Origin of the sequence: Butyrivibrio sp. INlla14, assembly GCF_900102515.1 — a bacterium.
Taxonomy (GTDB): domain Bacteria; phylum Bacillota; class Clostridia; order Lachnospirales; family Lachnospiraceae; genus Butyrivibrio.
On record NZ_FMVS01000021.1, the window covers coordinates 24,690 to 39,120 of the forward strand.

A 14,431-nucleotide genomic window follows, 5' to 3' on the forward strand; every position below is an offset into this window, starting at 1 on the left:
TGATGTTAACTGTTACAACTAGAAATTCTAAATTAAAAATATAACCGTATTGACAAAAATTTAACGTATCCCGATTTAGAAAAACTATAATAAAGATGTAATGTGGAAACAATTTATGTGTCTATTAGCAATTACAGGCATGATCTAACCGCTTGCTGCAGAAGGTATTTCATTAGGCTTGTAAGTAATATGCCATGTATTCTGTATATCTCGCGATAAGGATTTGTTGGGAATAGAAGCTACGCCTAGCGCTAGAGTTTCAAAAGCAGCGTCTCCTTACAAATTGTCAAGAAAAGGTGCGGTGGAGCTTCTTCTTGCCATGGTTGAGGATTACTTCGGGAGCAGGATGAGTTTTCTGCGGTTGAGAAATATCCTTAGGAGTAGAATCAGTTTCCTATGGCTGAGGATTATCTTCTGGAGTAGGATCAGGCTCCTCTGGCTGAGGGCTTTCTTCAGGTGTAGTCTGCTCATCCTGAGGAGTTTCTTCTGGGGTGGGAGTGGGCTCTGGTGCAGGAGTTTCATCAGGAGTAGTAGGTTGAGGCTCAGGAGTAGCAGGCTCTGCTGGCTGAGGAGTTTCTTCCGGGGAAGTAGCCTCTTCAGTTGACTGATCTGCAGGAGCTTCTTCTGAAACTGGAGCAGGTGCAGGCTTGGGCGTTGTAACCCAGCGGTAAAAGAAAGCATGATTGCCGATCATTGTATATTCACTGATACAATAGTAATCTGCCCAGTATTTAGTCATAAAAAAGAGATAGTCACCAACACGAGCGCCGGCAAGGACTTCTCTGGCTGCATTTACACAGGTAGAGTTTGGACCATTTGACATTATGAGATCCACTTTTCCTGATCTATAGGAAGCAAACTGAAGATTCTGGGTGATAACTGCAACGATAGTGTTAGGAAAGGCAGAGCTTTTTACTCTGTTCATGATAACTGATCCCACAGCAAGTTTTCCTGTATAGGATTCACCGCCAGCTTCCGCCTGGATAGTGGCGGCAAGCCACACAAGTTCTTCATCGCTGGCATCGTAGGATCCAGAGGTATCTTCTCTTGTGAGAGCAAGCCTTTCTGCAATTTGCTGAGCAAGTTTGGCCTGGGCTGCAGCAGTCTGGGATTCAAGAGATTTCATTTTTGCATCCAGGTCTTTTAACTGCTGATCAAAATTAGCAAGCTTGTTCTTTTCGGAGTTTAGATTTGAATTTGTTGAACTTAACTGACTTTTTACATTGTCAGTAAGAGTAGCGAGTTCATCATGCTTTTCGTCGAGCTGAGCCTGGTATTTGTCAAGCTCGGCTTCTTTTTTCTCAACGGCAGCCTTTTTTGTAGAAATAGCATCCTGAAGAGCCTTATATTCCGCAATCTTGCGCTTATCATATCTAATTATGGCATCAAGGTATTCAAATTTAGTCAGGAATTCTTCTAAAGTTCCTGACACTAGAAGAATCTGCAAAAGACCTTTTGAACCGCCATTTTCATAGGTTGACTGAAGCCTTTTCTTTAGAAGCTCGTATCTGTCTTTCTCCTGGGCTTTGGCAGTCTGAAGCTCTTTTTCAAGTTGGACGATTTCTGAAGAAACCTGTGCCATTGCTGATTCTGCTTCTGATATTTCCTGATCTAAGGTGGTGAGTTTGCTGGTATAGCCATTGATGGTACTCTGAAGAGAAGAACTTTGATTTTGAAGTGCAGATACGTTTTGCTGTGTCTGCTGTTGCTGGCCCTGGAGCTGGGTGATAGCGTCTTTTGTTTCCTTGGTCTGCTTTTCAAGGTCAGAAATAGCGGCCTTGGTTTCAGCTTCCTGCTGTTGCATGGTCGAAAGTGTTTCATCAAGTTCCTCAGCCCTTACATTCATAAACAAGGCCTCGAAACATAACACAAATATTAAGATCCCCGATAATCCCCTCTTTATCATAGGCTCCCCTTAAATATATGACATCTGCACACTAACAACTATATCTTACAATATTTTATAAAATAAGACCACCTCCGAGGAGATGGTCTGTGAATAAGCTTAATTGTTTGAGGTTCCAAAAATCTTGTTGCCCACATTTCTGGATTCAAGGGCATATAGAAGAATCATTCCCAGGATCATGCAGGAAATGATTTCACCTGCTCCAACAGTGAGCATGAGAAATGAAACTGAATCTTCAGAGCCATAGCAGTATCTGATAACCTGAGGAACAACTATTATGTTGGCTACGATTGGTGGGATTGGGCAGAGCCACTTTCTGAGAGTGCTCTTGCATCTGTAACCCTCTGAGCCTGGCATTTTAAAGCCATGAGCGACAAGGTAAGTTATGATAGCTCCAACAAGTGTTGCCAGGGAACCGAAAACAGTATCGATTGGGTGACAACCTGTTAGAATATTACTAACGATACAACCTACAAATAATCCCGGAATTGCTGATGGTGTGAAGTAAGGCAGAATAGTAAGTGCCTCGGAAAAACGCACCTGGATTGCATAGTTGGCAAGACCAAGGGCATTAGCAAGTAGTGTAAGAACTACATAAAGAGCTGCGATAGCCGCAGACTGAGTGATGAATAGTACCTTTTTGTTACGCATATTTTATTCTCCTTTAGTTTTGTTTTGTGTCAGGAAGGTTTCGAACTGACATGTTTCTTTTGCGTGTTGCCATTTGAGCAACCAAAAAATAATAGCACGACCCGAATTTTTTGTCTAATTAATCATTGCAAAGTTTTCTGATGTGTGGTAATTTTGGTTAGTTCTTATTATAATGAACACATGAGTAGGACAGGTGATCGCTGCCATGCAAACGAAAGGGCATGGGAGAGGAAAGTCCGGGCTTCATAGGGCAGGATGCCAGATAACGTCTGGTGGAGGTGACTCCCAGGATAGTGCAACAGAGAGATACCGCCTGATTTAATCAGGTAAGGGTGGAAAGGCAGTGTAAGAGACTACCGTGCTGGTGGTAACATCAGTAGCCATGTAAACCCCATCCGAAGCAAGACCGAATAGAAAGCTATGAGTCGGCCCGGCTCGCTTTCAGGTGGGTCGCTTGAGGCTGTCGGCGACGGCAGTCCTAGATAGATGATCATCCACGACATAACCCGGCTTACAGTCCTACTCATTAAAAATGTAAAAAAATTGAAAGCACTTACAAAAAGACAAGATTTGCAATATTTTTTTACAAAAATGAACTGACAAAGAATATATAATACGATATGATACAAGAGTCGAATGAAATATTTCATTTGGCTCTTGTTTTTTTCGTATCATAAGTTACTCCTTCGGATTTCCTATGATATAAAAGCGCTCTGCTATGGATGCGCACTCGCGCGAAATGAAAATGAATTTTTTAAAATATAAAGGAGAAGGGCTATGGAACTTAGAACAGCATGTTCACCTAGAGATGAGAAGTACTACGATACTAAGAGACTTAGAGAAGAGTTTCTCATCGATGATCTTTTTCAGCCAGATGATATCAAGCTAGTTTACAGCCACATCGACAGAATCATAACTGGTTCTGCAGTTCCTGTTAACAAAGAGCTTGTGCTCACAGCTGGAGATGAGCTTAGAGCAGAATACTTCCTTCAGAGAAGAGAGATGGGAGTTATCAACATCGGAGGCGCTGGCGTCATTACTATTGATGGCAAGAAGTATCAGGTAGAGTACAAGCAGGGTATGTACATTGGAATGGGAGCAAAAGATATCTCTTTTGCAAGTGTAGATTCCAGTAAGCCTGCCAAGTTCTACATAAACAGTGCTCCAGCACACAAGACATATCCTACAGTTCTTATCAAGAGAGAGGGCACACCAGAAGAGGGTGTCGTTATCATCAAGGACGAGAACAAGAAGGAGCTTGGAAGTCTTGAGGGTGCAAACCACAGAGTTATCAACAAGTACATTCTTCCTGGTCAGGTAGAGACTTGTCAGCTCGAGATGGGTATGACTGAGCTTAAGCCAGGCAGCGTATGGAATACAATGCCATGCCATACACATGATCGCAGAATGGAAGTTTATCTTTACTTTGATATTCCTGAGGATGCATTCGTTATGCACTTCATGGGAGAGCCACAGGAGACACGCCACATCATCATGAGAAATGAACAGGCTGTTATCAGCCCTAGCTGGTCAATTCACTCAGGATGCGGCACACAGGCTTACACATTCATCTGGGGCATGGTTGGAGAGAATCAGGACTTCGACGACATGGATGACTGCGCAATGCAAGACTTATTGTGAGTGATATAGCAGACGGAAGTCATGAATACAGGTGCTTGCACCTGTATTCATGACCTCAGGATGCGAACAGACATGAGGAAAAAAGATATGCGAATGAAAAGAGCATATCGATTTCCGAATGGATGTAGCATGGCGAGAACGAAGTGGAGCCATGCGTATATCACGAAAGATATAGCAGACGGAAGTCATGAATACAGGTGCTTGCACCTGTGGATTCATGACCTCAGGATGCGAACAGACACAGAGTGATGGATGTAGGATTGAGAGAACACGAAGTGTGGAGCAATCCGTACATCAATGTATAAGTAGTGTGAATAATTATTTAACATATCAAAGAGATAATTAGGAGGGTATTACAATGCAGGATTTTTTAAAGAACTTTTCACTTGAAGGTAAGATTGCATGGGTTACAGGTGCTTCTTACGGACTTGGACTTGCTTATGCAGTAGCTTTTGCTGAGAGCGGAGCTAAGGTTGTTTTCAACGATATCAACCAGGAACTTGTAGACAAGGGACTTGCTGAGTACAAGAAGCTTGGTATTGATGCGTTTGGCGCAGTTTGCGACGTTACTAAGGAAGATCAGGTTCAGAAGTTTGTTGCTGATGTTGAGGCTAACGTTGGTACAATCGATATCCTTGTTAACAACGCAGGTATCATCAAGAGAATCCCTATGATCGAGATGTCAGTTGATCAGTGGCAGCAGGTTATCGATGTTGACCTTACAGGCCCATTCATCTGCTCTAAGGCTGTTCTTCCAGCTATGATCAAAAAGGGATCAGGTAAGATCATCAACGCATGTTCAATGATGTCTGAGTTTGGACGTGAGACAGTATCTGCTTATGCAGCTGCTAAGGGCGGTCTTAAGATGCTTACAAGAAACATCTGCTCAGAGTATGGTCAGTACAACATTCAGTGTAATGCTATTGGACCTGGCTACATCGCAACACCTCAGACAGCTCCTCTTCGTGAGAAAGGACCTAACGGTGAGATGCATCCTTTCGACAGATTCATCCGTTCCAAGACTCCAGCTCAGAGATGGGGCAAGACAGAAGACCTTATGGGACTTGCAGTATTCCTTGCTTCTCCTGCTTCTGATTTCATCAATGGACAGGTTGTATACATTGATGGTGGTATTTCAGCTTACATCGGACAGGATCCTAACAACCTTGATCCTTCAAAGTTTGCTGATGTAGATGAGAGCACAGCTCAGTAATAATTAAGGCATAAAATTTTTTAGGAATATTAGAAACAAAACATATATGTAGATACATAGAAAGGCAATAAAATGGATAAGATTTGTGAAGAACTTTATAAGATTGGTATTGTTCCAGTTATCGCTATTGACGATGCCAAGGATGCAGAGCCACTTGCACAGGCTCTTATTAACGGTGGACTTCCAGCTGCTGAGGTTACATTCCGTACAGCTGCTGCAGAGGAAGCAATCAGAATTATTTCTGAGAAGTTCCCTGAGATGATCGTTGGTGCTGGTACCGTACTTAATAAGGAACAGGCTGATCGTGCTAAGGCAGCTGGAGCTAAGTTTATCGTAAGCCCTGGCTTCAACAGATCAAATGTTGAGTACATCCAGTCAATCGGAGTACCAGTAGTTCCTGGTACAGCTACTCCTGGAGAAGTTGAGCAGGCTATCGAGCTTGGTCTTGACTGCGTTAAGTTTTTCCCAGCTGAGCAGAATGGTGGTATTGCCAAGATCAAGGCTATGGCAGCACCTTATACCAAGATGCACTTCATGCCTACAGGTGGCGTTAACAAGAACAACTTAAATGATTACCTTGGATTCAACAAGGTATTCTGCTGCGGCGGTAGCTGGATGGTCAAGAAGGATCTCATTTCTGCTGGAAAGTTTGATGAGATTGAAGCTATGACTAGAGACGCAGTTAATGCTATGCTTGGCTTCACAATGAAGCACGTAGGAATCAATGAGACAGATGCAGCAGCTGCTGAGAAGACAGCTGAGATGTTTGATCTCTTTGGATTTGGCAAGAAGGTTGGTAACTCATCCGTATTTGCTGGTTCTGTTGTAGAAGTTATGAAGTCACAGGGACGTGGAACACATGGACATATTGCTATCGGAACAAATAACGTTGACAGAGCAGTATATCACCTTGGCAAGCAGGGCGTTAAGTTTGATGAGACTTCATTTAGCTATGATGCTGATAACCATCTTAAGGTTGCTTACCTTGCAGATGAATTCGGCGGTTTTGCTGTTCATCTTGTAAAGAATTGAGTGATATAGCAGACAGAAGTCATACATACATGTGTTTACACAAATGTATGTATGACCTCGGGATGCGAACATACATGAGGAAAAAAGATATGTGAATGGAATGAACATATCGATTTCCGAATGTATGTAGGATTGCGAGAGTGGAACGGAGCAATCCGTATATCACTCATATTGAATATTATTAGAAAGAATAAGAAAGAGGATTTTATTATGTCAAAGAAAGTTGTTACATTTGGTGAAATTATGCTTCGTCTTCAGCCTGATAACTACCTTAGATTCGTTCAGGTTGATCATCTTGAGGCTACATTTGGTGGCGGAGAGGCTAACGTATCTGTTTCTCTTGCAAACTATGGTCTTGATTCTGTATATGTTACAAAGCTTCCTAAGCACGAGATTGGACAGGCTGCTGTTAACTCTCTTAGAAAGTATGGTGTTGATACATCTAAGATCACAAGAGGCGGCGATCGTGTAGGTATCTACTACAACGAGAAGGGTGCTTCACAGAGAGGTTCAAAGTGCATCTATGATAGAGCACATTCAGCTATCGCTGAGGCTGTTCCAGCTGATTTTGACTGGGATGAGATCTTTGATGGCGCTGAGTGGTTCCACTTCACAGGAATTACTCCAGCTGTAAGTGACAACCTTGCAGCTATCACTCTTGAGGCTTGTAAGAAGGCTAAAGAGCACGGTCTTACAGTTTCTTGCGACCTTAACTACAGAGGTAAACTCTGGAGCAAGGAGAAGGCTGGAAAGGTTATGGCTGAGCTTTGTCAGTATGTTGATGTATGTATCGCTAACGAAGAGGACGCTTCTGATGTATTCGGAATTGCAGCTTCTTCTACAGACGTTACAACAGGTAAGCTTAATAGAGAGGGCTACATCGAAGTTGCTCAGAAGCTTACAGAGAGATTTGGATTCAAGAAGGTTGCTATCACACTTCGTGAGTCTATCTCAGCAAATGACAACAACTGGAGCGCTATGCTCTACACTGATGGACAGGCTTACTTCTCCAAGAAGTATGCACTTCACATCGTTGACCGTGTTGGCGGCGGAGATTCCTTCGGAGGCGGTCTTATCTACAGCTGCGTAAACAACTTTGATCCTCAGGCAACAATCGAGTTTGCTGTTGCTGCATCTGCACTCAAGCACTCTATTGAAGGCGACTTCAACCTTGTAACTGTTGACGAAGTTAACAAGCTTGCTGGTGGCGATGGATCAGGACGTATCCAGAGATAATTTGATTTCAGCATAGCAGGTATGACTTGTATCTGCGACTTAGAAAAAATTAGAGCATAAAGAGCTAAGGATTTCCCTATGGGATTTCTTTAGCTCTTTTTACTGCACGAAACTAATATTTTTGAAAATACTCTCTGCAATCAGTCTTACTCAAATTATTTATTAAAATATCATAGATTAATAACTGATTTACCATATTAGCATGAACTATAATGTAGAAGTGGAAATGTGCCTAATAGGAATAATAAAAATGCTAATATGAGAATCGACAAGACTATTAATGCATTATTGATGTTTCTGGCGGTGCTTACAATGCTGCTAACTGCCTACTATGTAAATAATATCGCCATACGTAATAATGTACGAACTGAATATGTAACTGAGATGAGCCTTACAGGATCCAAACTTTCTGAGAAGGTTTATACAACTATGACTAAAATATCAGAGGTGGAAAATCTCGGGGGCTATGAGACAGAGTTTGAGTTTAAGTTTTATAACATGAGTGATAATACTGTTGCTAATTGGAAGATGATACTTCCTGTTCCAGATAAGACAATGGTTCTTGGATGCGCAGAAGTAGGCGCTGCCAAGTCTATCGGAAGTAATGATGTTGTGATATCTCCAGAGTTTTATAATCTTGAGCTATACCCTGGTGAATTCATTGTTTTTTATATTACTCTAAAGACAAAAGAAATCTTTAATCCCACTTTTCTTACCTTTATAGGCTATGAAGTTATTGATGCCAGTGGCAATATGACGGGCATGATCATAATCCTTGCAGTCATGGTGTGGGCTGTAGTCTTTGTTGGCTACTGGGTCACAAGGTACAATCTTAGAAACTATAAGGAAAAGCAGCAGAATGATATAAGGATAATTTTGCAGTCAATGAATACCTTCATAAGTTTCATAGATGCCAAGGATCCATATACAAGAGGCCATTCTAAGAGAGTTGCAATGTATGCGGCTGAAATTGCAAAAAGAATGGGTCTTTCGGAGGATGAGGTGCAGAATATTTACTATGCAGGTCTTTTGCACGATTCTGGAAAGATCAGCATACCAGATGCAGTCCTTAATAAGCCGGGAAAGCTATCTGATGAGGAGAGGGCCCTTATACAGAATCACACCGTTGCTGGTGGCAAGATGTTAAAAGAACTATCGTCTATCCGTGGCATCAGAGAGACCGCTCTTTATCACCATGAAAGGTATGATGGAACCGGTTATCCTGAAGGGCTTAAGGGAGAGAGCATTCCGCTTTATGCAAGGATCGTTGGTGTTGCAGACTCCTACGATGCCATGTCCAGTAACCGTGTCTACAGAAGGCATCTTAATAAGGACGAGATAATTGAAGAAATCCAACAGGGCGCAGGCTCTCAGTTTGACCCGGATATAGTCAAATACATGGTTGATATGATAAATGATGGCTATGTTAATGTGGTTAAGATGGAAACGGCAGACAACGATGAAGGAAAGGCTGGTTTCCACATTACTGAAGATGATATCCCGGGAGTATATATGGGGTATTGACATGATGTATGAAATTTCGTAATATGAAATTGAAATCGGTTTCAGACAGTCCCCAAGACGGAGTTTTTTATGGAAAACGATAGACTGAACGCCGGTAAGACTATTACAATCTATGATATTGCAGAGGAAGCGGGAGTTTCTGCTTCTACTGTTTCTCGTGTCCTAAACGGAAGTGCTTCCGTCCGCAAGGAGAAGAAGGACAGAATCCAGAGTATAATTGATAAGTATAATTTCAAGCCTAATGCGCTGGCCAAGGGGCTTTCAGACACTGCCACCAAGACTATTGGCATCATAGCAGCAGATGTCAGGAACCCTTATTATTCTGCGCTTTTTGTGGCCTGCGAGATAGCGGCTGAGAAGGCTGGGTATAGTGTAGGCCTTGCCAATTCCCTTGGGGTAAAAGAAAGAGAGCAGTCCCAGCTGGATCTTTTGATGCAGCAGAAGGTGGATGCAATAATACAGATGGGCGGAAGAGTAGATGATCTTATAACAGATGATGCTTATGCCAAAAAAGTAAGAGAAGTCTGCAATACTACTCCGGTAATAGTGACTGGCAAGCTTGATAAAGCCCCTGTTCACAGAGTTGTAATCGATGAGGCAGAAGGCATGAACCTTGTTATGGATCATTTGATAGGTCTTGGACATAAGAAGATTGCTCTTGTTGGCGGAGAAATGAGAGTTGCTTCGACTTTCTATAAATACCAGAGATACCAGGAAAATCTTGCACATCACGGTATTAAGGTGAATGGAGATTACGTAGTTAATGGCTCGTATGATCCTGAAACGGGATATAATGCCACTAATAAGATTCTTGCCCTGGAGGACAGGCCCACAGCAATAATTGCAATAAACGATTTTGCTGCCAGCGGTGTTCTTAGAAGTGTAAGAGAAAAAGGCCTCCGGGTTCCAGAGGATATTTCTGTAGTCAGCTTTGATAATACATATATAGCTGATCTTATGTCGCCTAAACTTACTAGCATTGATTATAACTACGACAAATACGGTCAAAAGCTGATAGATACTGCAGTTGCAGTTTCTAATGGCCAGGAGATAGAAGACCTTCAGATGGTTGAACCGGTGCTGGTCATAAGAGACAGTACAGGTAGAATCAATGAAACATTTTGAAACTATAAATCGTTAAATCGTATCTTTGTATACAATATTTGTCATTATTCACAAATATAAGAGGATGTACCTATAAATACATCCTCTTTTTTGTTAACTATCTACAAAACTGCAATCGGTTTCAAAAAAGACATTGACGTATGTTGGTCATTAATGATTAAATAATAGTATGAAATCGGTTGCAAGTTGTTAATATGCACAATACGGGGACTGTGTTTAGAATTAAAAGCAATCGCGAGTAACTAGGGAGGTTCCAATGAGTAAAGTTTCTAAATCATCTTCTACTCAGGTAGTTAAAAAGCGTGGAGTTTTAGAAACTCTGTGGAGATACAGAGTACTTGAGCTTATGTGCTTACCTGCAGTAATCTTTTTCTTTATGTTCAGTTATATGCCAATGCCTGGCATATATGTAGCATTTGTTAAGTACAATTATGGTAAGGGTATTTTTGGAAGCCCTTTTGTTGGACTTAAGAATTTCCAGTTTATTGCTGAGTCAGGTAAGCTTTGGGATCTCACAAGAAATACAATCCTTTATAACATAGCATTTATCCTTTTAGGTAATTTCCTTGCTATATTAGTTGCTATTCTCCTTAACGAGATGCAGAGCAAGATGTTCAAAAAGGTTTCACAGACAATGATGTTCCTGCCATACTTCATTTCACAGGTTCTTGTAGGAATTCTTGTTTATAACCTTTTAAACTATGACTATGGTTTTGTTAACGAGATTCTTTCATCTCTTGGCAGAGAGAAATGGGGACCATATTCAGATCCTTCAGTTTGGCCGGTAATCCTGGTAATTGTTCACTTATGGCAGCAGACAGGTTACAACTCAGTTGTTTACTTTGCAGCTATCTGTGGTATCGATGCAGAAATCATTGAGGCAGCCAAGGTTGATGGAGCTAATGCTTTCCAGAAGATCAGATACATCATTCTTCCAGGACTTAAGCCAACAATCGTAATTCTTCTTTTGTTTGCACTTGGTGGAATCGTAAAAGGTAACTTTGGTCTGTTCTACAACATTATCGGTACTAACTCTCTTCTTTATCCTACAACGGATATTATTGAGACTTACGTATATAGAGCAACTATTACAGACTTCAACTTCTCAACCGCTTCTGCAGTTGGATTGTATCAGTCAATCATTGGTTTTGCTATGGTCATGATAGTCAACTTCATTGTTAAGAAGATTGACCCAGACTATTCATTATTCTAATAGAAGAGAGGTCAGAGAACATGTCTAGAGATAACAATTTTGAAATGACAGGCGTTAAGGTCAAGCTTGGCGCATCTGATATTATTATCAGAACTTTTGGATATATACTGATCACCCTTTATGCACTTGCCTGCATATTTCCATTTTTGATCATTATAGGTACATCTTTTACAAGTGAATCAGTTATCAGAGCTGAGGGTGTTCAGCTTTTTCCTAAGGAGTTTACTACCAAAGCTTATGAGATGGTCATGAGAGGTGGAATGATCTGGAAGAGCTATGGACTTACAATTACTCTTACTCTTTGCGGAACAGTAGTAGGACTTTTGATCATTGCCATGACAGGTTATGCACTTCAGAGAAAAGATTTCCCTCTTAGAAATGCAATTTCCTTCTACATTTACTTTACATCACTGTTTTCAGCAGGTCTTGCTCCATACTACCTTCTGATGACACAGACTTACAAACTTAATGACAGCTACCTGGCAGTATTTTTCCCACTTCTTATGTCACCTTGGCTCATTATTCTTATGAAGAACTTTGTAAAGGCTATTCCTCATGAGATCACTGAATCAGGTAAGATTGACGGAGCTGGAGATATGGTGATCTTTACAAGACTCATCCTACCAATGCTGAAGCCAGCGCTGGCTACAATAGGTCTTTTCCTTGCACTTGGTTACTGGAATGAGTGGTATCAGTCATCTCTTTTCCTGAGTTCACGTATCGCTGTTAAGCCACTTCAGTTCCAGCTTTATAAGGTAGTTAACGAGGTTCAGTCACTTAAGAACTCAATCGCTGGTCAGTACATCACACTTACAGATGTTCCTACAGAGTCACTTAAAATGGCAACAGCAGTAATGGCTACAGGCCCTATCGTATTCCTGTACCCATTCGTTCAGAAGTATTTCATTGGTGGTATTACAGTCGGCGCCGTAAAGGGCTGAGAATCCCAGAAAAACCGGCAAAAAACATATATGTAAGCAATCCCGAGGAGGGGTTCAAATATTCATTTTCTTATCAAAAAGGAGGATAAAAATGAAAAAAAAGGTATTAGCAGCATTACTTAGCGCAAGCATGGTAATGGGACTTGCAGCATGTGGCTCATCTACAAGCGCTCCAGCAGGCACAGATGCACCTGCAACAGAGACAAAGACAGAGACAGAGACATCAGAGGCAGCTGGAACAGAGACAGCTGAAGCTCCTGCAATTGACACATCAGAGCACGTAAAGATCACTTACATGACAACTGGTGGCGCTCCAGAAGGAAACCAGACAGATGAAATGCTTGAGCAGCTTAACAAGATTCTTACAGAGAAGGTTAATGCTGAGCTTGAAATCTACTACATCGACTGGACAGATTATCTTTCAAACTACAACTTAACACTTGCTCGTATGGATGGTACTGTAGACCTTGTTGGTACAGCATCTGACTGGCTTGATGCATGGCCAAATGCCAAGAACGGAGCTTTCCTTCCACTTTCAGAGGAAATGCTCAAGACATATGCACCTAAGACATGGGAATCAGTTTCTCCTGAGCACTGGGATCTTTGCAAATACGACGGACAGATCTATCTTATGCCAGAAGATAACTACGCACAGTGGACAAACCACGGCTTTACATACCGCCTTGACTGGGCTAAGGAAGCTGGTCTTGCAAACGGTGTTCACAGCTGGGAAGACCTTACAACATACTTTAAGTATGTAAAAGAGACATATCCTGATGTTATTCCTTGGGATTCAGACGGTACACAGTACGCTACAATGGTTGGCGGATGGATCACATCACATTCTAACTATGTGCCAATCGATGGTATCAACTCAGGCGCTATGTGGGGTGGTACAAAGGATGACCTTTACACAGTATATTCACCTTACATGACAGATACAGATTCACTTGTTGAATTTGCTAAGATGATGAAGGAGTGGGATGAGATCGGTGTTTGGAAGACAGACGTTCTCAACAACACAGCTTCAGATAACAGAGAAGACTATAAGATCGGACGTGTTGCAGCTGAGCAGCACCACACACAGACATGGACAGACCTTTGCTCACACAAGGATGGCTACACAATCTATGATGATCCTAAGGCTGAGTCAGGCTTCTTCTACTTTGGTGAAGAGACAAAGAACCTTGTAGCTCTTTCAATCACACACGGTGCTATGGCTGTATCTGCAGCTTCTAAGAACCCTGAGAGAGCACTTATGGTTTATGATCTTCTTAGAAATGATCCTGATTGCTACAGACTTATCAACTACGGTGTAGAAGGCGTTTCATACGAAGTTACAGCTGATGGAATGAGAAAGAACCCAGAAGGCTATGACGGAAACAGAGACGGCATCACAACAAACTATTGGTGGGGACGTAACGACGACCTCGAGCTCAAGGATTCAACACTTAACTGGGATGCAATCAATGCTCTTTATGATGAGTATGACAAGATCAAGATCGACTATCCATATGGACAGTTCGTTCCTAACGTTGATGATATCCAGTCCAAGATTGAGAACATCAACGACATCCATACAACATACATGAAGCAGATCGCATTTGGTAAGTACCAGGGATCAGCTGAGGATATCGTTGCTGAGTATCAGGCAGCTCTTGAGAAGGCTGGTATCAATGATGTAACAGCTGAGCTCCAGAGACAGTTCGACGAACTCTACAAATAATCTGTGGGTAAAAGAGAAGTCAATGAACCTTGTGGTTCATAACTACTAGAAAAAAGGGAATACTGTGAGACTTTGCAGTATTCCCTTTTACTAGTTAGAATAGGAAACGGATTTTTAAAAAATAGTTTTCAAATGTCTTCTGTTTTTATATAATGTTTTTTACCGTTAAAAAAATATTATATAAGAACAAAAGAAAACACTTTGTTTCGGTTAAATAGAGGGA

Annotated in this window: 11 protein-coding genes and 1 other RNA gene; 10 read left to right on the forward strand and 2 right to left on the reverse strand. The window is 41.5% G+C overall.

Going from position 1 to position 14,431, the window contains the following annotated elements:
* Nucleotides 1-394 precede the first annotated feature (394 nt).
* Both BLO53_RS13360 and BLO53_RS13365 read right to left on the reverse strand, forming a co-directional pair.
* Nucleotides 395-1,846, reverse strand: coding sequence for a cell wall hydrolase (locus BLO53_RS13360; RefSeq protein WP_176757283.1), 1,452 nt, complete (start codon nucleotides 1,844-1,846; stop codon nucleotides 395-397).
* 159 nt (nucleotides 1,847-2,005) lie between these two features.
* On the reverse strand, nucleotides 2,006-2,557 hold the full coding sequence (locus BLO53_RS13365) for a QueT transporter family protein (RefSeq protein WP_092062620.1): 552 nt from the start codon (nucleotides 2,555-2,557) through the stop codon (nucleotides 2,006-2,008).
* Nucleotides 2,558-2,738: 181 nt separating this feature from the next.
* On the opposite strand from BLO53_RS13365, the gene rnpB reads away from it, so the two are divergent.
* From rnpB to BLO53_RS13415, 10 genes are all read left to right on the forward strand, one after another.
* Nucleotides 2,739-3,087, forward strand: an RNA gene (rnpB, locus tag BLO53_RS13370) — RNase P RNA component class A.
* Between the two features lie 247 nt (nucleotides 3,088-3,334).
* Nucleotides 3,335-4,198, forward strand: a complete 864-nt coding sequence (gene kduI, locus BLO53_RS13375) for a 5-dehydro-4-deoxy-D-glucuronate isomerase (RefSeq protein ID WP_026488263.1) — start codon at nucleotides 3,335-3,337, stop codon at nucleotides 4,196-4,198.
* Between the two features lie 358 nt (nucleotides 4,199-4,556).
* A complete protein-coding gene (locus tag BLO53_RS13380) occupies nucleotides 4,557-5,411 on the forward strand; it encodes a gluconate 5-dehydrogenase (RefSeq protein ID WP_092062623.1) in 855 nt (284 codons plus the stop codon).
* A 72-nt stretch (nucleotides 5,412-5,483) separates the two neighbouring features.
* On the forward strand, nucleotides 5,484-6,443 hold the full coding sequence (locus tag BLO53_RS13385; RefSeq protein WP_026488265.1) for a bifunctional 4-hydroxy-2-oxoglutarate aldolase/2-dehydro-3-deoxy-phosphogluconate aldolase: 960 nt from the start codon (nucleotides 5,484-5,486) through the stop codon (nucleotides 6,441-6,443).
* A 210-nt stretch (nucleotides 6,444-6,653) separates the two neighbouring features.
* A complete protein-coding gene (locus BLO53_RS13390; RefSeq protein WP_026488266.1) occupies nucleotides 6,654-7,679 on the forward strand; it encodes a sugar kinase in 1,026 nt (341 codons plus the stop codon).
* A gap of 228 nt (nucleotides 7,680-7,907) precedes the next feature.
* A complete protein-coding gene (locus BLO53_RS13395; protein ID WP_092062626.1) occupies nucleotides 7,908-9,203 on the forward strand; it encodes an HD-GYP domain-containing protein in 1,296 nt (431 codons plus the stop codon).
* 69 nt (nucleotides 9,204-9,272) lie between these two features.
* Nucleotides 9,273-10,328, forward strand: coding sequence for a LacI family DNA-binding transcriptional regulator (locus tag BLO53_RS13400; RefSeq protein ID WP_092062629.1), 1,056 nt, complete (start codon nucleotides 9,273-9,275; stop codon nucleotides 10,326-10,328).
* Nucleotides 10,329-10,584: 256 nt separating this feature from the next.
* A complete protein-coding gene (locus tag BLO53_RS13405) occupies nucleotides 10,585-11,541 on the forward strand; it encodes an ABC transporter permease (protein WP_092062632.1) in 957 nt (318 codons plus the stop codon).
* Between the two features lie 20 nt (nucleotides 11,542-11,561).
* Nucleotides 11,562-12,482 (forward strand): carbohydrate ABC transporter permease, encoded by a 921-nt coding sequence (locus BLO53_RS13410; RefSeq protein ID WP_092062635.1) that lies wholly within the window; start codon nucleotides 11,562-11,564, stop codon nucleotides 12,480-12,482.
* A gap of 91 nt (nucleotides 12,483-12,573) precedes the next feature.
* On the forward strand, nucleotides 12,574-14,208 hold the full coding sequence (locus tag BLO53_RS13415; protein WP_092062638.1) for an ABC transporter substrate-binding protein: 1,635 nt from the start codon (nucleotides 12,574-12,576) through the stop codon (nucleotides 14,206-14,208).
* Nucleotides 14,209-14,431: the final 223 nt, after the last annotated feature.

What these genes read in the sequence shown, in the direction of transcription:
- BLO53_RS13360 (WP_176757283.1), bottom strand. Translation starts at nt 1,846, where the DNA reads ATGAATGTAAGGGCTGAGGAACTTGATGAAACACTTTCGACCATGCAA.
- BLO53_RS13365 (WP_092062620.1), bottom strand. Translation starts at nt 2,557, where the DNA reads ATGCGTAACAAAAAGGTACTATTCATCACTCAGTCTGCGGCTATCGCA.
- kduI (WP_026488263.1), top strand. Translation starts at nt 3,335, where the DNA reads ATGGAACTTAGAACAGCATGTTCACCTAGAGATGAGAAGTACTACGAT.
- BLO53_RS13380 (WP_092062623.1), top strand. Translation starts at nt 4,557, where the DNA reads ATGCAGGATTTTTTAAAGAACTTTTCACTTGAAGGTAAGATTGCATGG.
- BLO53_RS13385 (WP_026488265.1), top strand. Translation starts at nt 5,484, where the DNA reads ATGGATAAGATTTGTGAAGAACTTTATAAGATTGGTATTGTTCCAGTT.
- BLO53_RS13390 (WP_026488266.1), top strand. Translation starts at nt 6,654, where the DNA reads ATGTCAAAGAAAGTTGTTACATTTGGTGAAATTATGCTTCGTCTTCAG.
- BLO53_RS13400 (WP_092062629.1), top strand. Translation starts at nt 9,273, where the DNA reads ATGGAAAACGATAGACTGAACGCCGGTAAGACTATTACAATCTATGAT.
- BLO53_RS13405 (WP_092062632.1), top strand. Translation starts at nt 10,585, where the DNA reads ATGAGTAAAGTTTCTAAATCATCTTCTACTCAGGTAGTTAAAAAGCGT.
- BLO53_RS13410 (WP_092062635.1), top strand. Translation starts at nt 11,562, where the DNA reads ATGTCTAGAGATAACAATTTTGAAATGACAGGCGTTAAGGTCAAGCTT.
- BLO53_RS13415 (WP_092062638.1), top strand. Translation starts at nt 12,574, where the DNA reads ATGAAAAAAAAGGTATTAGCAGCATTACTTAGCGCAAGCATGGTAATG.